Source organism: Microbacterium sp. UCD-TDU (assembly GCF_000340625.1).
In the GTDB taxonomy this organism is placed as follows: domain Bacteria; phylum Actinomycetota; class Actinomycetes; order Actinomycetales; family Microbacteriaceae; genus Microbacterium; species Microbacterium maritypicum.
In genome coordinates, this window is record NZ_KB454448.1 from 1 (window position 1) to 22684 (window position 22684).

The 22684-nt window shown below is 67.7% G+C and carries 17 protein-coding genes and 3 rRNA genes; 11 read left to right on the forward strand and 9 right to left on the reverse strand.

What is annotated here, in order from left to right; all coding sequences use genetic code 11:
- The first annotated feature begins 18 nt into the window (after positions 1-18).
- The 3 genes from D514_RS35395 to rrf (D514_RS35405) all read left to right on the forward strand — a co-directional run bounded on the left by D514_RS35395 (position 19) and on the right by rrf (D514_RS35405) (position 3503).
- Positions 19-3123, forward strand: a 23S ribosomal RNA gene (locus D514_RS35395).
- A gap of 108 nt (positions 3124-3231) precedes the next feature.
- A 5S ribosomal RNA gene (gene rrf / locus D514_RS35400) occupies positions 3232-3348 on the forward strand.
- Positions 3349-3387: 39 nt separating this feature from the next.
- Positions 3388-3503: ribosomal RNA gene (gene rrf / locus D514_RS35405) — 5S ribosomal RNA — on the forward strand.
- A gap of 139 nt (positions 3504-3642) precedes the next feature.
- Here rrf (D514_RS35405) and D514_RS35410 read toward each other — a convergent pair.
- The 5 genes from D514_RS35410 to D514_RS35430 form a co-directional block, all read right to left on the reverse strand.
- Positions 3643-4578 carry a sensor histidine kinase KdpD gene (locus tag D514_RS35410; RefSeq protein ID WP_017831141.1) on the reverse strand — a complete coding sequence of 312 codons (936 nt, stop codon included), beginning with the start codon at positions 4576-4578 and terminating at the stop codon, positions 3643-3645.
- Positions 4575-5300 (reverse strand): response regulator transcription factor, encoded by a 726-nt coding sequence (locus tag D514_RS35415; protein ID WP_017831142.1) that lies wholly within the window; start codon positions 5298-5300, stop codon positions 4575-4577. The genes D514_RS35410 and D514_RS35415 overlap by 4 nt, the downstream gene beginning before the upstream one ends.
- Positions 5300-5833, reverse strand: coding sequence for a DUF3060 domain-containing protein (locus D514_RS35420; protein ID WP_144053087.1), 534 nt, complete (start codon positions 5831-5833; stop codon positions 5300-5302). Before D514_RS35420 ends, D514_RS35415 begins: the two co-directional genes overlap by 1 nt.
- A gap of 18 nt (positions 5834-5851) precedes the next feature.
- A complete protein-coding gene (locus tag D514_RS39290; protein ID WP_017831144.1) occupies positions 5852-7060 on the reverse strand; it encodes an OmpA family protein in 1209 nt (402 codons plus the stop codon).
- Between the two features lie 68 nt (positions 7061-7128).
- Complete coding sequence (locus tag D514_RS35430) at positions 7129-7917, reverse strand: IclR family transcriptional regulator (RefSeq protein ID WP_144053088.1); 789 nt, start codon at positions 7915-7917, stop codon at positions 7129-7131.
- 52 nt (positions 7918-7969) lie between these two features.
- Between D514_RS35430 and hutH the strand changes: the two genes are divergently transcribed.
- From hutH to hutI, 3 genes are read left to right on the forward strand one after another with little or no spacing between them, the layout of a single operon-like run.
- Positions 7970-9511 carry a histidine ammonia-lyase gene (gene hutH, locus D514_RS35435; protein ID WP_017831146.1) on the forward strand — a complete coding sequence of 514 codons (1542 nt, stop codon included), beginning with the start codon at positions 7970-7972 and terminating at the stop codon, positions 9509-9511.
- On the forward strand, positions 9504-11168 hold the full coding sequence (gene hutU / locus D514_RS35440) for a urocanate hydratase (protein WP_017831147.1): 1665 nt from the start codon (positions 9504-9506) through the stop codon (positions 11166-11168). Before hutH ends, hutU begins: the two co-directional genes overlap by 8 nt.
- A 12-nt stretch (positions 11169-11180) precedes the next feature.
- Positions 11181-12344 (forward strand): imidazolonepropionase, encoded by a 1164-nt coding sequence (gene hutI, locus D514_RS35445; RefSeq protein ID WP_017831148.1) that lies wholly within the window; start codon positions 11181-11183, stop codon positions 12342-12344.
- A gap of 31 nt (positions 12345-12375) precedes the next feature.
- Here the strand turns inward: hutI and D514_RS35450 are convergent, their stop codons facing one another.
- From D514_RS35450 to D514_RS35465, 4 genes are read right to left on the reverse strand one after another with little or no spacing between them, the layout of a single operon-like run.
- Positions 12376-14241 carry a glycogen debranching N-terminal domain-containing protein gene (locus D514_RS35450; protein WP_017831149.1) on the reverse strand — a complete coding sequence of 622 codons (1866 nt, stop codon included), beginning with the start codon at positions 14239-14241 and terminating at the stop codon, positions 12376-12378.
- Entirely contained in the window at positions 14238-15080 is an 843-nt protein-coding gene (locus tag D514_RS35455; RefSeq protein ID WP_017831150.1) for a carbohydrate ABC transporter permease, read from the reverse strand. Before D514_RS35455 ends, D514_RS35450 begins: the two co-directional genes overlap by 4 nt.
- A complete protein-coding gene (locus D514_RS35460; RefSeq protein ID WP_017831151.1) occupies positions 15077-16174 on the reverse strand; it encodes a carbohydrate ABC transporter permease in 1098 nt (365 codons plus the stop codon). The genes D514_RS35455 and D514_RS35460 overlap by 4 nt, the downstream gene beginning before the upstream one ends.
- 2 nt (positions 16175-16176) lie before the next feature.
- On the reverse strand, positions 16177-17427 hold the full coding sequence (locus tag D514_RS35465; protein ID WP_017831152.1) for an extracellular solute-binding protein: 1251 nt from the start codon (positions 17425-17427) through the stop codon (positions 16177-16179).
- A 151-nt stretch (positions 17428-17578) separates the two neighbouring features.
- On the opposite strand from D514_RS35465, the gene D514_RS35470 reads away from it, so the two are divergent.
- The 5 genes from D514_RS35470 (at position 17579) to D514_RS35490 (ending at position 22665) form a co-directional block, all read left to right on the forward strand.
- Entirely contained in the window at positions 17579-18583 is a 1005-nt protein-coding gene (locus tag D514_RS35470; protein WP_017831153.1) for a LacI family DNA-binding transcriptional regulator, read from the forward strand.
- A 153-nt stretch (positions 18584-18736) separates the two neighbouring features.
- The gene (locus D514_RS35475) at positions 18737-19522 is read left to right on the forward strand and encodes a Rossmann-like and DUF2520 domain-containing protein (protein ID WP_017831154.1); all 786 of its coding nucleotides are present in this window, start codon (positions 18737-18739) and stop codon (positions 19520-19522) included.
- On the forward strand, positions 19519-20403 hold the full coding sequence (gene panC / locus D514_RS35480) for a pantoate--beta-alanine ligase (protein ID WP_017831155.1): 885 nt from the start codon (positions 19519-19521) through the stop codon (positions 20401-20403). The genes D514_RS35475 and panC overlap by 4 nt, the downstream gene beginning before the upstream one ends.
- Positions 20400-21269, forward strand: a complete 870-nt coding sequence (gene panB, locus D514_RS35485; protein ID WP_017831156.1) for a 3-methyl-2-oxobutanoate hydroxymethyltransferase — start codon at positions 20400-20402, stop codon at positions 21267-21269. Before panC ends, panB begins: the two co-directional genes overlap by 4 nt.
- A gap of 139 nt (positions 21270-21408) precedes the next feature.
- Positions 21409-22665: a hypothetical protein gene (locus D514_RS35490; RefSeq protein ID WP_017831157.1), complete on the forward strand. Its 1257-nt coding sequence runs from the start codon at positions 21409-21411 to the stop codon at positions 22663-22665.
- Positions 22666-22684 lie beyond the last annotated feature (19 nt).

A 22684-nucleotide genomic window follows, 5' to 3' on the forward strand; every position in this document is an offset into this window, starting at 1 on the left:
TGATTCAAACTCATGTGATTTCAAGTCTTTAAGAGCAAACGGTGGATGCCTTGGCATCTGGAGCCGAAGAAGGACGTAGCAATCTGCGATAAGCCTCGGGGAACTGATAAGCAAGTTTTGATCCGAGGGTGTCCGAATGGGGAAACCCCGCTGGGCGGCGTGCCGACCTAGTGACTCCCGCCTGAATATATAGGGCGGGTAGAGGGAACGTGGGGAAGTGAAACATCTCAGTACCCACAGGAAGAGAAAGCAACCGCGATTCCGTTAGTAGTGGCGAGCGAAACCGGAACAGGCTAAACCTAGCGTGTGTGATAGCCGGCAGGCGTTGCACGTTGGGGGTTGTGGGACTTTTCAGTCATCTCTGCCGAGGTGGCGGCGTTACAAGAAGGTATAGACGAACGGTCTTGAAAGGCCGGTCATAGAGGGTGCCAACCCCGTAGTCGAAATGCCTCTCTTGGCGCGAAGAGTATCCCAAGTAGCACGGGGCCCGTGAAATCCCGTGTGAATCTGTCAGGACCACCTGATAAGCCTAAATACTCCCAGATGACCGATAGCGGACAAGTACCGTGAGGGAAAGGTGAAAAGTACCCCGGGAGGGGAGTGAAATAGTACCTGAAACCGTTTGCTTACAAACCGTTGGAGCCTCCTTAGTAGGGGTGACAGCGTGCCTTTTGAAGAATGAGCCTGCGAGTTAGCGATATGTGGCGAGGTTAACCCGTGTGGGGTAGCCGTAGCGAAAGCGAGTCTGAATAGGGCGATTCAGTCGCATGTCCTAGACCCGAAGCGAAGTGATCTATCCATGGCCAGGTTGAAGCGACGGTAAGACGTCGTGGAGGACCGAACCCACTTAGGTTGAAAACTGAGGGGATGAGCTGTGGATAGGGGTGAAAGGCCAATCAAACTTCGTGATAGCTGGTTCTCTCCGAAATGCATTTAGGTGCAGCGTTGCGTGTTTCTTGCCGGAGGTAGAGCTACTGGATGGCCGATGGGCCCTACAAGGTTACTGACGTCAGCCAAACTCCGAATGCCGGTAAGTGAGAGCGCAGCAGTGAGACTGTGGGGGATAAGCTTCATAGTCGAGAGGGAAACAACCCAGACCACCAACTAAGGTCCCAAAGCGCGTGCTAAGTGGGAAAGGATGTGGAGTTGCCTTGACAACCAGGAGGTTGGCTTAGAAGCAGCCACCCTTGAAAGAGTGCGTAATAGCTCACTGGTCAAGTGATTCCGCGCCGACAATGTAACGGGGCTCAAGCACGCCACCGAAGTTGTGGCATTGACATTATTGGTAGGCCTTCGTGGTCCAGCCGTGTTGATGGGTAGGAGAGCGTCGTGTGGCCAGCGAAGCGGCGGTGTAAACCAGCCGTGGAGGCTACACGAGTGAGAATGCAGGCATGAGTAGCGAATGACGTGTGAGAAACACGTCCTCCGAAAGACCAAGGGTTCCAGGGTCAAGCTAATCTTCCCTGGGTAAGTCGGGACCTAAGGCGAGGCCGACAGGCGTAGTCGATGGACAACGGGTTGATATTCCCGTACCGGCGAAGAACCGCCCAAGCTAATCCAGTAGTGCTAAGTGTCTGAATCCCAGTGACTGATCCCTTCGGGGTGACGCTCTGGGCCTAGCGCACGACCCCATTCTGGTGCGGTTAGCGTATTAACAGGTGTGACGCAGGAAGGTAGCCCAAGCCAGGCGATGGTTGTCCTGGTGCAAGTGCGTAGGCCGAGTCGTAGGCAAATCCGCGATTCACATAGGCTGAGACACGATGCGGATAAAAAGTGGGTGATCCTATGCTGCCAAGAAAAGCATCGACGCGAGGTTCTAGCCGCCCGTACCCCAAACCGACTCAGGTGGTCAGGTAGAGAATACCAAGGAGATCGAGAGAATCGTGGTTAAGGAACTCGGCAAAATGCCCCCGTAACTTCGGGAGAAGGGGGGCCTTCGGCGTATAGGGATTTACTCCCGAAAGCGTTTGGAGGCCGCAGAGACTAGTGGGTAGCGACTGTTTACTAAAAACACAGGTCCGTGCCAAGTCGCAAGACGATGTATACGGACTGACGCCTGCCCGGTGCTGGAAGGTTAAGAGGACCGGTTAGCCGCAAGGCGAAGCTGAGAATTTAAGCCCCAGTAAACGGCGGTGGTAACTATAACCATCCTAAGGTAGCGAAATTCCTTGTCGGGTAAGTTCCGACCTGCACGAATGGCGTAACGACTTCCCAACTGTCTCAACCGCGAACTCGGCGAAATTGCATTACGAGTAAAGATGCTCGTTACGCGCAGCAGGACGGAAAGACCCCGTGACCTTTACTACAGCTTGGTATTGGTGTTCGGTGTGGCTTGTGTAGGATAGGTGGGAGACTTTGAAGCATGGACGCTAGTTCGTGTGGAGTCATTGTTGAAATACCACTCTGGTCACTCTGGATATCTAACTTCGAACCGTAATCCGGTTCAGGGACAGTGCCTGGTGGGTAGTTTAACTGGGGCGGTTGCCTCCCAAAAAGTAACGGAGGCGCCCAAAGGTTCCCTCAACCTGGTTGGCAATCAGGTGTCGAGTGTAAGTGCACAAGGGAGCTTGACTGTGAGACTGACAGGTCGAGCAGGGACGAAAGTCGGGACTAGTGATCCGGCAGTGGCTTGTGGAAGCGCTGTCGCTCAACGGATAAAAGGTACCTCGGGGATAACAGGCTGATCTTGCCCAAGAGTCCATATCGACGGCATGGTTTGGCACCTCGATGTCGGCTCGTCGCATCCTGGGGCTGGAGTAGGTCCCAAGGGTTGGGCTGTTCGCCCATTAAAGCGGTACGCGAGCTGGGTTTAGAACGTCGTGAGACAGTTCGGTCCCTATCCGCTGCGCGCGTAGGAAATTTGAGAGGATCTGACCCTAGTACGAGAGGACCGGGTTGGACGAACCTCTGGTGTGTCAGTTGTTCCGCCAGGAGCACCGCTGATTAGCTACGTTCGGGATGGATAACCGCTGAAAGCATCTAAGCGGGAAGCCGGCCTCAAGATGAGATTTCCATACCTTCGGGTGAGAGGCTCCCAGCCAGACTACTGGGTTGATAGGCCAGATGTGGAAGTGCAGTAATGCATGCAGCTGACTGGTACTAATAAGCCGATGACTTGATAACACACCGTTTGTTGGTGCTACGCGTCCACTGAGTGGTTCTCGATGTACGGTCGAGAACCGCATAACAACAATGACTTTGTTATGTGTTTGATTGAAACATCAATAGTGTTTCGGCGGCCATAGCGTGAGGGAAACGCCCGGTTACATTCCGAACCCGGAAGCTAAGCCTCACAGCGCCGATGGTACTGCAGGGGGGACCCTGTGGGAGAGTAGGACACCGCCGGACTCCTTTTAGTCAAAATGGCCACCCATCGTTGGGTGGCCATTTTGCGTTTACACGNGAGGGAAACGCCCGGTTACATTCCGAACCCGGAAGCTAAGCCTCACAGCGCCGATGGTACTGCAGGGGGGACCCTGTGGGAGAGTAGGACACCGCCGGACTCCTTTTAGTCAAAATGGCCACCCATCGTTGGGTGGCCATTTTGCGTTTACACGCGAGTGCGTACGAAACAGAAGCAAGAGCCATCCCGCAGGGGGTGGCTCTTTTTCGTCAACGTCGCACGTCGAGGGAGCGTTCAGCTCAACGGCGGATCGGAAGACGCAGCGTGAGGACCGTGCCGGCGCCCTCGGCGGAGCGGATCGACACATCCCCGCCGTGATGCCGCATCACCGCGGCGACGAGCGTGAGCCCGATGCCTGAGCCCGTGACGTCTCGTGCGTTCTGGGCCCGCGCGAGCTCATCGAAGACCGTCGGCAGATCCCCCGCGGGGATTCCCCGGCCGGCATCCGCGACGTCGATGACAGCCCAGCCGTCTTGTTCGCGCAGCCGCACCTCGATCGGACCCTGCGCCGAGTACTTGGCAGCGTTCGACAGCACGTTGTCGATCGCTAGCGACAGCAGATCGAGGTCTGCCTGGAGCGGTGGCACGGGCCACGGCACTCGGGTGACCGTCAACGCGATCCGTGCGCCTGCCGCAGGGTTGTGGGCAGCCAACGCCGCGACGGCCTCGCTGAGCACCTGCTCGAGATCGACCATCTCGAGCTCCAAGGGGCGCGTCTCCAGCTCCGCGAGTTTGCGCAGGTCCCGCACCAGAGCGCTCAGCTTGGTCGCCTGTGTGTCCACCACCCGCCACTCATCGAGTGAGGATCCATCCTGCGCGGCAGCTGCGGCCGCCGTCGCCCGGATCGCGGTCAGTGGGTTCTTCAACTCATGATCGAGCCGCGCAAGGAACCGTTGGTGATTCGCGTGCTCGGTCTGTGCGGCCTGCGCGGCGGCATCGGCCACGGCCTTCTGCATCCTGGCGCGCTCACGACGCCGCGTGCGGTGAATGACCAGCATGATCGCCGGAACGGCGGAGACGAGGGCACCCGCGAGCACCACGGCACCTGGCAGCGCGAGGTCGATCGCGAGAAGGCGCTGGTCGCCGGCTGCAGTCATCACCCCCGCGGCGAGGGCGCACACCCCGACCGGCACGGCGGAGGCCACCCCGAGTGCCACGCCCCTGCGGTCGGTCATGCGCCCACCACCCGTGGAATGAACAGGTAGCCCATGCTCTGCGCGGTCTCGATGAGGCGCGCGTCTCCTGCGGAGTCGCCGAGCACCCGGCGCAGCTCGGCGATGCGGTGGTCGACGGCGCGGCTCGACGAGGCGAAGTCGAAGCCCCACAGTGCCGACAGGAGCCGCTCTCGCGTGTGCACCTCTTGCGGATGCAGCATCAGGTACTCCAGCAGCGTGAGTGCTTTCGGGGTGAGGGTGAGCTCGGTGTCTCCCCTCCACACGCGACGCGCGGTGCGATCCAGCGTGATGTCCAGGGCCTGCAGCCGTTGCGAGCCCCGGAGGGAGCCGGCGCCCTGCGAGCTTCGACGCAGCACGGCGCGGATGCGCGAGATCAGCTCGTGCGGATCGAAGGGCTTGTTCAGATAGTCGTCGGCGCCCTCGTCGAGAGCCGCGCTGCGCTCCCACGACTCGCCGACCTGGGTGAGCAGGATGATGGGGAGCCAGAGCTGTCGGCCCCGGATGCGACGGACGAACTCGCGTCCGTCGACGTGGGGCATGATCACGTCGCACACCACCAGGTCGGGCACCTTGCGCTCCACCTCGGCCAGACCCGCGCGCCCGTCTTCGGCGACGCGCACGTCGAAGCCGCTCCTCCCCAGGAACGCGGCCAGTGCCCCGGTGATCGCCTCGTCGTCGTCGACGAGCAGGATGCGGGGGCGCTCGGTCTGTTCGGTGATCATCAGCCCCGCCCGAGGGAGTTCGCGCTGCCGTCGTCTTGCAGCGTCGGTGTCGGCCCCGTCCAGTACACCTCGTTGGCGCTCCCCGACACGGTCGCTGTGCCTATCGTCCCGGCATAGACGACGGTGCCGGAACCGCGGAGCAGGAGTTCATCGACGTCGTCGGCGATCACGACGCCCGCATCGATGTCGATCACCAGACTCGCGCACGACCCCTCGACGCGCACCACGGCGCCGTCGTGGTCCAGCGGGCCGCTCGGGCAGGTCATCGTGATCGTGGCCGCAGCGATCAGCCGCTCGCGTTCGGCCGCGTTCGGTGCGGAGAGCGCCGGTGGCGCCGCCTCTGTCCCCTCGCCCGGTGACGAGGTCGCGCGCGGCGTGGTCTCGTCCTGCGGTGCGGGGCCGGCCTCCTGCGGCGCCGGCGAGCGGGCCTCGTCTGCGGAGGGATCGATGATGCGGACCGTGCATCCGGTGAGCAGCAGCGCCGCGATCACCACGGGAGTGATCGCGGCGATGTGCCGGCGTGCAGCGCGCATGGCATCCATCTTCTCGTGTCAGAAGGTCGCCGGGATGAAGATCTCGACGCGTCGGTTGAGCTGGCGCCCCGCGGGGTTGTCGACGCCGTCGATCTCGTTCGCGGCGACAGGGCGGGACTCCCCGAAGCCCTCGGCGCTGAGCGCCGTGCCGACCCCGCGGTCCTGGAGGCCGTCGACCACCGCATCCGCGCGATCCTCCGACAGCGTCTGGTTCTCGGCATCCGATCCGATGGCGTCCGTGTGGCCCGACACCGAGGCCTGCGCGACCTCGAGCGTGGCGAGAACGTCGGCCACGGCATCCAGCGTGGCGGCCGCATCGGCGCGGATGTCGCTCTTGTCGAAGTCGAACAGCACCCCGTCCTCGAATGTGAGGGTCGTGCCGCAGGACTCCAACGGGGCGAGCGTACCCAACGGCGGGAACACCCCGAGCGTGGGGACGACCGGCAACGGGTCGGCCTTCACCCGCTCGCCGTTCACCTGTGCCGTGCCGTCGCCGAAGTTCTGGATGGTGATGTCGCGGCTGGTGTAGTTGCCCGATCCGTCGCCGAAGTTCTGGATGGTCACGGCCCCGGCTTCGTAGTTGCCGGATCCGTCGCCGAAGTTCTGGATGGTCACGTCGCCGTCGGAGTAGTTGCCGGAGCCGTCGCCGAAGATCTGCACGGTCTTGGTCGCATCGGTGTAGTTGCCGGATCCGTCGCCGAAGTTCTGGATCGTGACCGCGCCGTCGGTGTAGTTGCCCGACCCGTCGCCGAAGTTCTGGATCGTGACGCCGTTGATCGTGGAGGTGCCCGATCCATCACCGAAGTTCTGCACGGTTCCGTCCGGCCCCGTGAAGGTGCCGGATCCGTCGCCGTACAGCAGCGCGGTGCCGTTGCCGGAGATCACATTCCCGGTGGCATCGCAGTGCGCCGGTGTCGCCGTGACCCCGGGGATGTCGGCGAGCGCATCGTTGACCTCGATCGCGAAGGCGGATGCCGACGAGTCCAGCAGCGAGAGGTCGGGCAGGACGAACAGCGGCACGGGCGGGAACTGGCCCACGTCGTATCCGGGAACGGTGGCGACGGCGGAAGTCGGGGCATCGGGCGACGTCGGGGCGCCGCTCGGCTTCGGGGCGCTCGGCGGCGTCGCGGCACACCCGGTGACGACGAGGGAGGCCAGGAGTCCGAGTGCGACGCCCTGGCGGCGACGGCGGGAGGCAGACGAGGCGATGCGTGCGGCGGTGGTCATGGATCGAGCGTATCCAGCCGGTGTGGCGATACTGTCGCGGAGTTGTCGCAAGCCTGCGACACGTCTGTTCACCGCTTGATCCGCGACTCCAGGACCCCCGCGGTGTCGATGACGGCATCCGCGAGCGCCCGCTCGTCGAGCCCCTCGCCGCCCCAGGTGACAGCCACCGCGGCGACCGGCCAGCCGGTGTGGTCGCGCACGACGGCTCCGACCGATCGGAGCCCGTCTGCCACCTCGCTGTCCTCGACCGCATAGCCGCGCGCCCGCACTTCCCGCAGGAGCTCGCGCAGCTCTGCGGGGCGACGCGGCCCCAGCCCCGTGCGGTCGGGGAACGCCGACGCGCTCGGATACAGCGCGCGCACCTGTTCCCGGGGCAGGGCGGCCAGCATCGCCCGCCCGCTCGCGGTGAGGTGCGCAGGAAGGCGTACGCCGACATCCGTCACGAGGGCGGGACGGCGGGGTGCGCGCTCCTCGACGATGTAGAGAACGTCGCCGCCGCTCATCACGGCGAGGTGGGCGCTCTCGCCCAGGCGGTCGGAAAGCGCGGCGATCAGTGGTCGGCCGAGTCGGGCGAGCGGCTGCTGGCGGGTGTAGCCGCCGGCCAGCTCGAACGCCGAGGTGCCCAGACCCCATCTCTGCTCCTCGCGGAGATGCAGCACGAAGCCGTGCGCGGCCAGCGTGGTGAGCAGGTGATAGACCGTGGAGCGCGGCAGGTCGAGCTCGCGCGCGATCGCGGAAGCCGCTACAGGAGCCGGGCGTCCGGCGAGGTAGCTGAGGATGCGGAGGGTGTTCTCGGCCGCCGGGACCTGCGGTTCGGCTGCGCGAGAGGCCGCACTCCTGTCTGGGATCACAGACACAGCATCGCACGAACGGGTATCCCCGTCGACACCGCGGGTGTGGAATCAGAACATGACCGAACTTGCCCCCGTGCTGGTCGGAGCGGCTCCGCTGTCTCCCGCCGATGTCGTCGCCGTCGTCCGCCACGATGTGCCCGTGCAGATCGACGCGGAGGCGCTCGCACGCGTCGCCGACACCCGCCGCGTGATCGACGGCCTCGCGGCTGATCCGAACCCGCACTACGGCGTCTCCACCGGCTTCGGGGCCCTCGCGACCACGTTCATCGCTCCCGACCGCCGCCTGCAGCTGCAGGCCAGCCTGATCCGCTCGCACGCCGCCGGCACGGGCGCCGAGGTCGAGCGCGAGGTCGTCCGCGGTCTTCAGCTCCTGCGCCTGCAGACGCTCGCCTCCGGGCGCACGGGCGTCCGCCCGGTCGTCGTCGAGACCTACGCGGCCCTGCTCAACTCCGGCATCACGCCCGTGGTGCGCGAGTACGGCTCGCTCGGCTGCTCGGGCGACCTCGCCCCTCTCGCCCACATCGCCCTGGCCACGATGGGCGAAGGCGACGTGCGCGATGCCTCCGGCGCCCTGGTTCCCGCATCCGATGCCCTCGCCGCCGCGGGCATCGAGCCGCTCACCCTCGTCGAGAAGGAGGGGCTGGCACTCATCAACGGCACCGATGGCATGCTCGGCATGCTGGTGCTGGCACTCCACGATCTGGAGACCCTTCTGCTCACCGCCGACATCGCCGCGGCGATGTCGGTGGAGTCGCAGCTCGGCACCGACGCCGTGTTCGCCGCCGACCTGATGGCGCTGCGCGCCCAGACGGGACAGTCCGCGTCGGCGGCGAACCTGCGCGCGTTCCTCGGCGACTCCCCCATGGTCGCGAGCCACAAGGGGCCGGACGACGGCCGGGTGCAGGATGCCTATTCGCTGCGCTGCTCGCCCCAGGTGCATGGCGCCGCGCGCGACACCCTCGCCCATGCGACGCTGATCGCCGGGCGCGAGCTCGCCAGCGTGATCGATAACCCCGTCATCACCCTCGACGGTCGCATCGAGTCCAACGGCAACTTCCACGGCGCTCCCGTCGCGGCCGTCCTCGACTTCCTCGCGATCTCGGTCGCCGACGTCGCCTCGGTTTCCGAGCGTCGTACGGACCGCGCGCTGGATCCGGCCCGCAGCCACGGACTCCCGCCGTTCCTCGCCGACGAGGTCGGCGTCGACTCCGGTCTCATGATCGCGCAGTACGCGGCCGCCGGAATCGTCTCCGAGCTCAAGCGCCTCGCGGTGCCGGCATCCGTCGACTCGATCCCGTCGTCCGCCATGCAGGAGGACCACGTGTCGATGGGATGGGCCGCCGCGCGCAAGCTGCGACGCGCGATCGACGGACTCGGACGCGTGCTCGCGATCGAGATCCTCACCGGTGCGCGCGCCCTCGACCTGCGCGCCCCGCTGCAGGCCGGACCCGCGACCGGTGCCGTGCGCGACCTGGTGCGCACCGTCGCCGCCGGTCCCGGCCCCGACCGCTTCCTCTCGCCCGAGATGGAAGCCGTCACCGCACTCGTCCAGTCGGGCGCCGTCGCCCGCATCGCAAAGGAGCACACCCATGGCTGAGTCCACCGCATCCGGACCCCGCGTCGTCCGCGCCGCCCGCGGCAACCAGCGCACCGCGAAGAGCTGGGGCGCCGAAGCCGCCAAGCGCATGCTGATGAACAACCTCGATCCCGAGGTCGCCGAGCACCCCGAAGACCTGGTCGTCTACGGCGGTACCGGCAAGGCCGCGCGCAGCTGGGAGGCGTACGACGCGATCGTGCGCACTCTCGACGAGCTGGAACCGGATGAGACCCTGCTGGTGCAGTCGGGCAAGCCGGTCGGAGTGTTCCGCACCCACGAGTGGGCGCCGCGTGTGCTGATCGCCAACTCCAACCTGGTGGGGGACTGGGCGAACTGGCCCGAGTTCCGCAAGCTCGAAGAGCTCGGCCTCATCATGTACGGGCAGATGACCGCCGGATCCTGGATCTACATCGGCACGCAGGGAATCCTGCAGGGCACGTACGAGACGTTCGCCGCCGTCGCCCGCTCGCTCGGCCGTGACTCGCTCCGCGGCACCCTCACCCTCACCGGTGGAGCCGGTGGCATGGGCGGCGCCCAGCCGCTCGCCGTGACTCTGAACGACGGAGCGGTGCTGATCGTCGACGTGGATGAGTCGCGTCTCGCCCGTCGCGTGGAGCACGGCTACCTCGACGAGTACACGACCGACCTCGATGCGGCCGTCGCCCGGGTCGTCGCCGCCAAGGAGGCGGGCGAAGCCCTCTCGGTCGGCGTGGTCGGCAACGCGGCCGAGGTCTTCCCCGAGCTGCGGCGCCGCGGCGTGCCGATCGACATCGTGACCGATCAGACCAGCGCCCACGACCCGCTCGCCTACCTGCCGCTCGGCATCACGGTCGCGGACTGGAAGGCCGAGGCCGCGCGCGACCCGGAGGAGTTCACGCGCCGCTCGCGCGAATCGATGGCCGCACACGTCGCGGCCATGGTGGCCTTCCAGGACGCGGGGGCCGCGGTGTTCGACTACGGCAACTCGATCAGGGCCGAAGCGCAGCTGGGCGGGTTCGACCGGGCGTTCGAGTTCCCCGGGTTCGTGCCCGCGTACATCCGCCCGCAGTTCGAGGAAGGACGCGGGCCGTTCCGCTGGGCTGCCCTCTCCGGCGACCCGGAAGACATCTACAAGACCGACCGGGCCATCGCCGAGCTCTTCCCCGAGGACGCCGCCCTGCACCGCTGGCTCGAGAAGGCCGGGGAGAAGGTGCACTTCGAGGGGCTGCCCGCCCGCATCTGCTGGCTCGGCTACAAGGAGCGCCACCTCGCCGGGCTCAAGTTCAACGAGATGGTCGCCTCGGGCGAGCTGTCGGCCCCGATCGTGATCGGTCGCGACCACCTCGACGCGGGCTCCGTGGCATCGCCGTACCGCGAGACCGAGGCCATGAAGGACGGCTCCGACGCGATCGCCGACTGGCCCCTGCTGAACGCCCTGCTCAACACGGCATCCGGTGCCTCCTGGGTATCGCTGCACCATGGTGGCGGCGTCGGCATCGGCCGCTCCATCCACGCCGGTCAGGTCACGGTCGCCGACGGCAGCGCCCTCGCGGCGGAGAAGCTCGAGCGCGTGCTGACGAACGATCCGGGCACCGGAGTGATGCGGCACGTCGACGCCGGATACGAGCACGCCCGTGAGGTGGCGCGCGAGCGCGGCCTCAACGTGCCGATGCTCTGAGAGGGTGAGGGCATGTCGACGCTCATCACGAACATCGCGGAACTGACCACCAACGTCTCCACCGGCGGCGACCGCACCGGGACCGTTCTCGATGCCGCGGTGCTGATCGATGGCGAGCGGATCGCCTGGGTGGGCGCCGTCGCGGACGCGCCGGAGGCCGATGAGGTCGTTGACGCCGGTGGGCGTGCGGTGATCCCCGGGTTCGTCGACAGCCACAGCCACCTGGTCTTCGCGGGCGACCGCGCGGCCGAGTTCGAGGCCCGAATGGCAGGGCAGAAGTACGCCGCCGGCGGCATCCGCTCGACCGTCGCCGCGACCCGGGCCGCCACTGATGACGAGCTGCGCGCACGCCTGCGCGGCTTCCTCGACGAGATGCTCGCGCAGGGCACGACGACCGTCGAGATCAAGAGCGGCTACGGGCTGAGCGTCGCCGACGAGGAGCGTCTCGTGCGCCTGGCCGCAGAGGTGACACCCGAGGTGACCTTCCTCGGAGCACACGTCGTGCCCGCCGAGTATGCCGACCGGCCGGATGAGTACGTCGATCTGGTCACCGGACCCATGCTCGATGCCTGCGCACCGCACGCGAAGTGGGTCGACGTGTTCTGCGAGACCGGCGCCTTCACGGTGGCGCAGTCACGCCGGGTGCTGGAAGCCGGCATCACGCGCTGCCTCGTGCCCCGGGTGCATGCGAGCCAGCTCGGCCCGGGGGAGGGCGTGCGTCTGGCGGTCGAGCTCGGTGCGGCATCCATCGACCACGGCACCTATCTGACGGATGCCGACGTCGACGCGCTCGCCGGCTCCGACACCGTGCTCACGCTGCTGCCGGGGGTCGAGTTCTCGACGCGGCAACCGTATCCTGACGCCCGCCGCCTGATCGATGCGGGAGTGACCGTGGCCCTGGCCTGCGACACGAACCCGGGGTCGAGCTTCACCTCGTCGATGCCGTTCTGCGTCGCCGTGGCCGTGCGCGACATGGGGATGACCCCGGCCGAGGCGGTCTGGGCGGCGACCGCCGGGGGCGCGAAGGCGCTCCGCCGCGACGACGTGGGCGTGATCGCACCCGGCGCCAGAGCCGACCTCGTGCTGCTCGACGCGCCGACCCGCATCCACCTCGCCTACCGACCCGGCGTTCCGCTCGTGCGGGCGGTCTGGAAGGACGGGCGAGCGATCGGCTGAGGCCACGGGACGCTCAGCCGATCGCTCCGGATCACCCGAGCGCCTGCGTGACGACGACGGCTGCGGCGGCCGACCACGCCTGCGGGCGGCAGGCCGCGGGGTAGGGCAGCGGCGAGCCACCGGGCACCAGGGCATCGCCGGAATGCAGCTCGGGCACGCGGTAGTCGAAGCCTTCTGCGACGTCGAGCAGCTGCCCCGCGATCATCTTCGCCTCGGCGTCGAGTCCGGCTCGCATCATGCCGTGCACGGCGATGGCGGTGTCATGCGCCCACACGCTGCCGCCGTGATAGCTCAGCGGCCAATAGCCGGCGGCTCCGGTCGACATGGTGCGGATGCCGTAGCCGCTGGACATGGTCGGTGCCGTCAGGAGCGCAGCACACGCCTGCTCCTCTTCGGGATCGAGGATGCCGGTGCCGATGAGGTGGCCGATGTTGCTCGTGAGCGTGTCGACCGGGGCGCCGTGCGCATCGAGGGCGATCGCCGGGTAGCGACCCTCGGGCGTGGTCACCCAGTACGCGGCGCGGAAGCGTTCGCGGAGGTCTGCGGCCCAGACCCGGAGCTCGGCGGCACCGGGTTCGCCGAAGGTGTCGAGCAGGTCTGCGCCGCGGATCGCCGCCTCGTACGCATAGCCCTGTACCTCGCTCAGGGCGATCGGCCCCTCGGCCAGGCGGCCGTCGCGCCACTGGATCGAGTCGCCGGAGTCCTTCCACCCCTGGTTCGCGAGCCCGTGGCCCGACTCATCTGCGTAGTCGATGAATCCGCTGCCCGAAGCGTCGCCGTGCACCGTCATCCAGGTCAATGCCGCACGCAGCGCGGGAAGCAGTGCCCGCACCTCGCGTTCGGACATCCCCCCCGCGTGAGCATCGGCGAGCAGACAGATCCAGAGCGGGGTCGCATCCACCGTGCCGTAGTACAGCGGGGGAAGATGCACGTCCTCGTGGGGAAGCGACAGCACACCGCTGCGCAGCTCATGGGCGATCTTGCCCGGCGCCTCGGCGGCCGATGCGTCGTGCGCGGTGCCCTGGAGCCGGGCCAGCACCCGCAGTGTCGAGGCCGCGATGTCGGGGTCGACGGCGAGGGCGAGCCGCGCGGCCCAGAGCGAATCCCGCCCGAAGAGGGTGAAGAACCACGGCGCACCGGCGGCATAGAAAGCGTCTTCCGGATGTGCGGGAAGAGCGAGACGCAGGGCGGAGAGGTCGGCGATCGCCTGCTCCATCCAGCGCGCGGCACGTGAGTCGGCGGGAGTCTCGGGCCTCGGGGCACGCGATGGCCGCGCGGCCGTGACCACGAGGCTCGGGTCATCGAGGTCTGCCGACCAGCCCACGGCGACGGATCCCCGCGGGGGCACCACCACGTCCCACCGCAGCACCAGCGCGTCCGCGTCGTGCGTCACGGTGGCCGCGGGGGCGGTGAGCGTGAAGGATGCCTCTCCCGCGCGGCAGACGGATCCGTCCCAACTCCACGTTTCATCGGCGCCGAGTCCGGCCTTGACCTGCTGCATCGGCGCGAAGTCGGGGACGACGCGCACCGTGATGGCCACCGGGATCTCGGTGAGCAGGTGGGAGGCGACCGTGATCCGCTCGGTGAACGAGCCCGCGGCGATCCGCCGGTCGCGGTCCATCCGCACCTTCGGATCGGCCGATCCGTCGTCGAGCCCTCGGAGCAGATCCGTCAGGATCGTCTGCTGCGGCACCGGCGAAGCGCAGCCGATGGACTCGAGTGCGGTGCCGTCGACCGTGATCTCGATGCTCCGGATGTGTCGCACGTCGCCGTGATAGATGCCGTGGATCGGCGCGGTGCCCATGCGGCCGACGTCGTCAGACCATGCCTGGGTCGGCGCCTCGAGCATGATCATGGCGTCGTCCAGCAGCGGCTGGAGGGGCGGGGAGGGGGTCATTCCTTGACGGCTCCTTCTGTGGAGTTCATGATGCGGCGCTGGAAGACGAAGAACATCACGGCGACGGGGATCGTCATGATGAGCGCCGCCGCCAGCTTGAGCGGGTACTGCGTGCCCTGGCTGAGTCCGCCGCTGGCCAGCGACGCGACGCCCTTGGTGAGGGTGGTCAGCGCGGGGTCGTTGGTCGACACGATGAAGTGGCTGAGCTCGTTCCACGAGCCCTGGAACGACAGGATGACGATCGTCACGAGGGCGGGCGTCGCCATCGGCAGGACCACGGACCAGAACAGCCGGAACGTGCCGGCGCCGTCGATCCGCGCCTGCTCCTCGACCGACTCGGGGATCGACTCGAAGAAGTTCTTCATGATGAACACCCCGGCCGCATCGACGAGCAGCGGCAGGATCATCCCGGCATAGGAGTTGAAGATGCCGAGCTGGTTGATCACGAGGAACTTGGGGATCAGCAGCACCACGGCCGGCACCGACATCACGGCGATCAGCGCCGCGAAGACGACACCGCGTCCGCGGAAGCGCAGCCGGGCGAGAGCGTACCCGGCGAGGGAGTTGAAGAACACGCGGCCGATCGTGACGAAGATCGTCACGATCGCGCTGTTGACGAACCACGACGGGAAGTCGGAGTTGCGGAACAGCCGCTCGTACGCCGCGAACGTCCAGACCTCGGGGATGAGCGTGACTCCGCTGGAGGCGGCATCCTCGTCGGTCTTGAAGCTCGTCGCCACCTGGATGAGGAACGGGTAGATGTAGATGATCGCGAGGACGATCAGCAGGGCGTAGAGCGCGATCTGCCAGGTCAACTGCTTGGGGGAGAGCCGTTTCATGACGATGCTCCCTTCGAGGAGGACTGGTAGGCGCGGATGCGACGCTTCGAGACCGGCCGATCGCGCAGCACCCACCGTTGCAGGAGCGTGAAGATCACGATGATCACGAAGAGCATGAATGCGATCGCCGCCCCCTGCCCCCACTCCTGGTTCTGGAATGCGGTCTGATACGACAGATAGGCCGGGGTGAGCGTCGTCTTGCTGGGCGCTCCTCGTGTGCCCGTGTAGATCTGGTCGAACACCTGCCAGCAGCCGATGAGACCGAGGGTGAGCACGGTGAAGAGCGTCGGACGCAGCTGAGGGAGGGTGATGCGCCAGAAGCGCTGCCAACCGTTGGCGCCGTCCATCATGGCGGCCTCGTCGACGTCGGCGCCGAGGTTCTGGAGGCCGGCGAGGAAGATGAGCATGAACGTGCCCGAGGTCGTGAAGATCGCCATCAGGATGTAGGCGCTCATCGCGACGGAGGGGCCCGCGAGCCACTCCCACCACGACACCCCGAGCGTGCCGCCCTGCGTGAGGGCTGCGGGGCCGGCATCGACGCCGACCGTGCCGAGTGCGAGGCGGAGGATGCCGCGCGGATCGTTGAACCAGTTGGGGCCGTTGATGCCGAACCACGAGAGCACGTCGTTCACGGCTCCGCTCGCGGTGAAGAGGAACATCCACAGCACGGTGATCGCGACGGAGCTGGTTACGGACGGGAAGTAGTAGGCCGTGCGGAAGAACCCGCGGCCGCGGAGCATGGCGCGGTTGACGAGGATGGCGAGGAACAGCGCGAGGGCGGTCTGCAGCGGGACGACCAGCAGGACGTACCACGCGTTGTTGCGCAGGGCCGTGCCGAGGTCCTTCGTGGCGAGACCGCCGTCGGTGAGCACGGCGGCGAAGTTGTCTGCACCGACGAACGACACCGATCCGGAGAGGGGGCTGCCGCGTCCGGCCCAGTCCGAGACGCTCACCCAGAGCGCCATCACGACGGGGATGAGGAGGAAGACGCCGAGGATCACGATCACCGGGGCCGTGAACAGCCATCCGGCTGCCGCCTCGCCGCGGCGGAGCCCGGAGGCCCTGCCGCGACGAGGCGTTGCCTTGACCGCCATGGTTACTCGACGACCGCTTCGAGGTTCGACTGCACCGCGTCGAGGATCGTCTTCGGGTCGGTGGTCTTCAGCGACTCGAGCTGCGAGTTGAAGTCCGCGATGACATCGGCGGTTCCGGCCTGGTTCGGCGGGAACTGCGCGTAGTCCGCGCCGGCGAGGAAGGCCTCCAGGGTCGGGTTCGCCGACGTCCAGTCCTCGGCGGCGGACTTGATCGACGGCATCGGGCCGAAGGCCTTCGAGAAGGCGAGCTGGCTGTCGGCGCTCGTGAGGTACTCCACCAGGTCGAGGGCTGCCTGCTGGTTCGGGCTGTCGGCGGCCATTCCCCAGCAGTTCGTGAACTGGAGCGTGCCCTTGCCGCCGGCGCCCTCGGGGAGCTCGGCGACGGTGTACTCCAGGGTGCTGTAGTCGTTCGAGAGTGCTCCGGTGATCCAGTTGCCCTCGATCACCATGGCCGCGGACTGCTTGCCGAGGGCTTCGCCGCCCCAGCCCGCCCCGACGTCCTTGGCATACGCGAACGTGCCGTCGACGAGGTGCGACTTCACGTATTCGAGCGCCTCGACGTTGGCGGCGTCATCCGCGATGACCGTGCCGTCGCTGACGAGACCGCCCCCTGCCTGTGCCATGAAGACGCCCACGCGCTGATACTCGGCGCCGAAGGCGAGACCGACGTGCTCGGCGGTCGTGAGCTTCTGCGCGACGGCGGCGAGGTCGTCCCACGTCTTCGGGAGGTCGGCGTCGGTGAGGCCGGCCTCGGTCCACATCTGCGTGTTGATGATGAGGGACAGCGTCGAGAAGTCCTTGGGCGCGCAGTAGAACGTGCCGTCGACCGTGAAGTTCTCCACGAGCGAGGGATAGAAGTCGTCCTTGTTGGCGAGCTGGTCGCCATAGGCCTCGAGCGATCCGTTGGCCGCGTAGCCGGAGGCCTGGTCGGTCGAGAGGTAGAAGAGATCGGCCGGGTCGCCGGCGGCGAAGCCCTGCGACAGCTCCTGGTCGAGGTTGCTGGCCACCTGCACCGTGACCTTCGTCCCGGAATCGGCCGACCACGCGTCGACGGCGGACTGCACGGCGGCGGTCTCGGCGTCTCCGGACGAGCCGATCAGGACCGTGAGCGCGTCGTCGGAGGAGGTGAGGCCCTCGGCGTCCGCCTTCGTGTCGTCTCCTGCGAAACCGGATCCGCAGCCGGTGAGCACGAGCGCGCCGGTGAGGAGCACCGCCCCGGTGCCGAAGACTGCGCGAGTGGTGTGCCGTGTCATGGTCTCTCTCCTTTGATGAGTCACTGCGGGCGACGGTCTCGGGAGGACCGTGCGGGATCGTGCGCAGAAATTTGAACGATCAAACTCTGCGTGGAATAGGCTAAGGGCGAGTCGCGGGAAGTGTCAACCCGTGCGCGAGCGAGGAGGTTCGATGGTGAAGGCGCCGACCGTCGAAGACGTCGCCGAGCGCGCCGGCGTCTCGCGACAGACGGTCTCGAACGTGCTCAACACCCCGGACATCGTCCGACCGGCGACCAGGGAACGCGTGATCGCGGCGATCCATGAGCTCGGCTACCGACGTCATGCGGCCGCGCGGCGGCTGCGGCTGCGGCGGAGCTCCACGATCGGCATCCGCCTCGATCCGTATCTCGGCGGGATCTCCGGCGTCGTCCTCGATCGATTCGTGCATGCGATCACCGAGCGCGCGAGCGAGCGCGGCATGCGCATGCTGGTCTACGCCGCTCGTACGCGCGAAGAGGAGATCCAGCGGCTGTCGGAGCTCTGGGAGGGGTCGGAGATCGACGCTGCGATCATCACCGGCACCTCGCGCGACGACCCGCGTGTGCGCAGCCTGGATCGGGACGGCCTGCCGTTCATCTCGTTCGGCCGGCCGTGGGGCGAGGACGACATCGCCGATCCGCATCACCTCTGGGTCGACGTCGACGGTGCCGCGGGCACGCGCGCCGCGACCGAGCACGTGCTGGCCCGCGGCAGCGATGTCATGTTCCTCGGATGGCCGGCGGGCTCGGGGACCGGCGACGACCGTGAGCGCGGCTGGCGTGAGGCGATGACCGCGGCTGGAGCGCACGGTGACCGGCTGACTGTCGTGGAGGATGTTCCGCTCGCGCGGGCCTGCGTGGAGGCGGCGCTCGCCGTGGGGCCGGTGCCGGATGCCCTCGTGTGCGCCAGCGACTCGCTCGCCGTCGGTGCGTTGCTGGCCGTCGCCGCGGCGGGACTCTCCCTGCCCGTGACCGGCTTCGACAACACGCCGACCGCGGAGGCTCTGGGCTTCACGAGCGTCGAGCAGCGGCCGGAGGATGTGGCCACGGCGGTCCTCGAACTGCTCATGGGTCCGACGGGCGAGATCGTCGCCCCGCGCACCTTGGAGGCGGGCTCTGCCCATGCGCTGATCACGCCGGAACTGGTCGTGCGCTGAGGCGCGCCACGAAGGAGCCGTGATGCTCTATGGTCACTCTCCGGGGCATCTGTCGATCAAGATGTGAAGCAACATGCCTTTGCAAATTGTCGTTCTGCTCTCGGATTTGGAGCAGGCGCCGAGAAGGGCGGATACTTCTGGCACCCGAACCGCGTGATCCGGACCCGGGGCATCGCCATGCAGACACCCTCATCTCTCGCACCAGGAACGACCATCGCCATCGTCGGCGCCGGTCGTCTCGGACGCGTACTCGCGCGGGCGCTGCGCGCGGTGCGGCTCGACGTGCTCGGCCCTTTCGGCCGCGCGGAGCAAATCCCGGATGCGGACATCGTCGTGCTCTGCGTGCCTGATGCCGCGATCGCCGAGGCCGCCCTCGTGGCCCGCCCGCATGCCGGTGTGCTCGGACACGTCTCCGGTGCGACGCCTCTCGACGACGTGGATTTCAGCCTTCACCCTTTGCAGACCTTCACCGGCACGGAGTCGGCCGAGGTGTTCCACGGCATCGGGGCCGCTGTCGCCGGCCGTACGCCCGCTGCGCGCGAGGTCGCAGAACAGCTCGCTGTCGCCCTCGGCGCTCGTCCGTTCCCGGTCGACGACGCCTACCGCGCGAGCTACCACGCGGCCGCGTCCTTCGCCTCGAACTTCCTTCTCACCGTCCTCGACTCCGCGGAGAGGCTCGCCTCCGCCGCGGGTGTTCCCGGCGACGATGCCCGGGCGCTCCTGGCACCGCTCGTGCGGCGGACGGTCGAGAACTGGGAGGCGAGCGGCGCTCCTGCGGTTCTGACCGGACCCATCGCCCGGGGCGATGAGGCGACCGTCGCGCGCCAACGTGCTGCCGCGGCGGAGGTCGAACTGTCCGACCTGTTCGACGCCCTCGCCGCCGTCACGCGCACGATCGCCGCCCGCCCCGCCCCTGCAACCGAGGAGCCCTCCGCATGAGAATCCTCCGCACGATCCCCGAGGTCCGAGCCGCGATCCGCGAAGCCAGGGGCGGGGGAGCGATGATCGGTCTCGTGCCCACGATGGGTGCCTTCCACGATGGGCACCTGTCACTGATGCGGGCCGCGCGCGCGGGATCCGACCTGGTCGTCGTCTCGCTCTTCGTCAATCCGACCCAGTTCGGCGCGAACGAAGACCTCACCGCCTACCCGCGTGATGAGGCGCGCGATGCCGCGCTCGCCGAAGCCGCAGGCGTCGACATCCTCTTCGCTCCCGCACCGTCGGAGATCTACCCCGAGGGGTTCGCGACGAACATCCACGTCGCGGGGCTCTCCGACGTGCTCGACGGTGCGAGCCGTGGGGCGCACCACTTCGACGGGGTCGCCACGGTCGTCACGAAGCTGTTCGGCATCGTCCGGCCCGACACCGCCTACTTCGGGCAGAAGGACGCGCAGCAGGTGCTCGTGGTCCGCCGTGTCGTACGGGACCTCGACCTCGACGTGCGGATCGTCGTCTGCCCGATCGTGCGGGAAGCCGACGGGCTCGCCATGAGCTCGCGCAACGTGTACCTCGACCCCGCCGCCCGTGTGCAGGCGACCGCGCTCAACCGTGCCCTCGACGCGGGCGCCGCGGTGTTCGAGGCGGGTGACGCCGCCGCCGGGAGCATCCTCTCCGCCGCGCGCGACGTGCTCGGCGGCGCCGGGATCGACCCCGAATACCTCGAGCTTCGCGACGCCGAGACGCTGCGCCCCCTCGCACGGGTCGACCGCGACGCCCTGCTCGCCGTCGCCGCGCACGTCGGGGCCGCACGACTGATCGACAACCACGTCCTGCGCGTGGCGGAAGCTCCGAACGACACAGAGACGGAGGCCGGCGCATGAGCGCTCATGCCGCTCCCCGCACGCGGGTCACACTCGCCGGCCTCGCCGCGAAGAAGGCGGCTGGAGAGCCGATCGTCATGGTGACCGCGTACGACCATCCGAGCGCGCAGATCGCGGAGGCCGCCGGCGTCGATGTCGTCCTCGTGGGTGACTCGGCCGCGATGACCGTGCTCGGCTACGACAGCACGGTGCCCGTCACGGTCGACGAGATGCTCATGCTGACCAAGGCTGTTCGACGCGGCCTCGCGGCCCCATTGCTCGTCGGCGACCTGCCGTTCGGCTCGTACGAAGCCTCCGACGAGGTGGCCATCGCGACCGCGCAGCGCTTCGTGAAGGAAGCCGGGTGCGACCTGGTGAAGATCGAGCGCGGCGGCGCCACCGTCCATCGCGCGCGAGCGCTCGTGCAGGCGGGCATCCCCGTCGTCGGGCACGTCGGGCTCACCCCGCAGACGGCCGTCGCGCTCGGCGGCTACCGCGCGCAGGGGCGCACCGCCCAGGCCGCGCTCGCCGTGATCGACGATGCGCTGGCGTTGCAGGATGCCGGGTGCTCGATGCTCGTGGTCGAGGCGGTGCCCGCCGAGGTGACGGCCGCCCTCGTGCCGCTGCTCCACATCCCGGTGATCGGCATCGGAGCCGGCGCGGATGCCGACGGACAGGTGCTCGTGTTCCACGATCTGCTCGGGCTCTACGACGGCGGAGCCGCCAAGTTCGTCAAGCGCTACGCCGACCTGCGCGCAGCGGCGATCGCGGGTGTCGAGGCGTATGCGGCCGAGGTGCGCTCCGGCGCCTACCCGGCGGTCGAGCACGGGTACTCCATGCCGCGAGAAGAGGCCGCGCGCCTCGAGGAGCTGCTCGCGGGACGTTGACTCGCTCGTACGGCCGCGGATGCTCCCGGGTGGGGACCTGCGGCCAGTTCTTCTGCACGATCAGAACGTTCGAAAAGTTCTCGACAGTTCGTGCTTTCGTGGCGGGGAGCAGGGCCGGGAGAGGTCTAGCGTTGCGCGGATGAACCTCTCCGAGCACGTCCACGTCACCTGGGCTCTTCACGTCGAGATGTCGGTGACCGATCGGCCTGACCTCACCCGGGTCATCGGTGTGCCGCGCGACGCGCCCTCCTATTGGATCGTGGAGGCCTACCGGCTGAGCCTCGGGCTCGAGCCCGAGACACCCGATTCTGCGGACGGACCCGCCCACTCGCCCCTCATCGATCTCGTGTCCTGGAGGGGCAAGACGCAGCGGGTGTCGATCCCCGGTGTCGCAGACGTGGTCGACGTGACGATCAGCGGACCGTTCGAGACCACGATGGGGGAGCCGCGCGTCACCGTCGTCGATGCGGGTCGCGTTCAGGCGGAAGAGCAGACGGGGGCCGCGGGCTGGCAGGTGCAGCGACCACCGTTCCGGGCGGAGCATGTGGGGTTCGAACTCGCGCAGCGCTTCGGTCTGGTGCAGCCGCGACTCGACCCGATCGCTGTGAGTGAGCGGGGCGACGGTCTGCGCGCCTCCTCCTCGCTGGTGACGCTGTGCGAGTCGTTGACGCCCGTCCGTCGACTGGCGCTACTCGCACACCTCGAAGGCACGGGGCTCATCGACGCCGCTCCGCCCGGCCAGGTGGCTGCGGACTCGGCGACCGTGGAATCGGCGACCGCGGGACTGCGGGGTCTCGTCGCGCGTATCGGTCCCGACGGCGTCGAGCAGGACCCGGTGGCCGGGTGGCTGCCCCGCACGACCGTCGCCGAGGCCGTCGAAGACCTCGGATGGCACGACGCGGGGGCGTCCGACGTGCCAGACCCCGTCGATGCCCTGGCATTGCTGGCGCGGCAGACGAAGGCGGTGCGCAGGCTGCGCGGTCGCATCGTGGTCACGCACCTCGGGCACGCGCTGGCGAACGGTGAAGCGCGCGGCTTCCTCCGGATCGTCGGCGTCGTGAGAGCGCACGGCAAGGAGCGGCTGTTCCCGCATGGGCAGCTGCGCGCCGTCACCCTCGCATTGCTGGCCGTCGCCGACGGGTCGGTCATGACGTTCGACGAGCTTCCCGAAACCGTCGCGCGCGGTGAGGATGCGGTCGACGAGGGGCGAGGCCCCGGCGGGAGGTTATCCGAGTGGTCACTGCGATCGCATCGGGAGGGCGACGCGGAGCGCGGATCCGGAGATCGATATGCGGTGCGGCGGGTGGTCGAGAGCCTGTGCGCCCTCTCGTCACCCGGAGCATTCGCATCGATCACTCCAGCGATGCGCGCCGTCGCGGGCGCAGCTCTGTGGTGAGGGCGGTGGCGCTGGTGCG

Coding starts and splice junctions, on each gene's coding strand:
- D514_RS35410 (WP_017831141.1), bottom strand. CDS start 4,578: ATGACCGACCGCAGGGGCGTGGCACTCGGGGTGGCCTCCGCCGTGCCG.
- D514_RS35415 (WP_017831142.1), bottom strand. CDS start 5,300: ATGATCACCGAACAGACCGAGCGCCCCCGCATCCTGCTCGTCGACGAC.
- D514_RS35420 (WP_144053087.1), bottom strand. CDS start 5,833: ATGCGCGCTGCACGCCGGCACATCGCCGCGATCACTCCCGTGGTGATC.
- D514_RS39290 (WP_017831144.1), bottom strand. CDS start 7,060: ATGACCACCGCCGCACGCATCGCCTCGTCTGCCTCCCGCCGTCGCCGC.
- hutH (WP_017831146.1), top strand. CDS start 7,970: ATGACCGAACTTGCCCCCGTGCTGGTCGGAGCGGCTCCGCTGTCTCCC.
- hutU (WP_017831147.1), top strand. CDS start 9,504: ATGGCTGAGTCCACCGCATCCGGACCCCGCGTCGTCCGCGCCGCCCGC.
- hutI (WP_017831148.1), top strand. CDS start 11,181: ATGTCGACGCTCATCACGAACATCGCGGAACTGACCACCAACGTCTCC.
- D514_RS35450 (WP_017831149.1), bottom strand. CDS start 14,241: ATGACCCCCTCCCCGCCCCTCCAGCCGCTGCTGGACGACGCCATGATC.
- D514_RS35455 (WP_017831150.1), bottom strand. CDS start 15,080: ATGAAACGGCTCTCCCCCAAGCAGTTGACCTGGCAGATCGCGCTCTAC.
- D514_RS35460 (WP_017831151.1), bottom strand. CDS start 16,174: ATGGCGGTCAAGGCAACGCCTCGTCGCGGCAGGGCCTCCGGGCTCCGC.
- D514_RS35465 (WP_017831152.1), bottom strand. CDS start 17,427: ATGACACGGCACACCACTCGCGCAGTCTTCGGCACCGGGGCGGTGCTC.
- D514_RS35470 (WP_017831153.1), top strand. CDS start 17,579: ATGGTGAAGGCGCCGACCGTCGAAGACGTCGCCGAGCGCGCCGGCGTC.
- panC (WP_017831155.1), top strand. CDS start 19,519: ATGAGAATCCTCCGCACGATCCCCGAGGTCCGAGCCGCGATCCGCGAA.
- panB (WP_017831156.1), top strand. CDS start 20,400: ATGAGCGCTCATGCCGCTCCCCGCACGCGGGTCACACTCGCCGGCCTC.
- D514_RS35490 (WP_017831157.1), top strand. CDS start 21,409: ATGAACCTCTCCGAGCACGTCCACGTCACCTGGGCTCTTCACGTCGAG.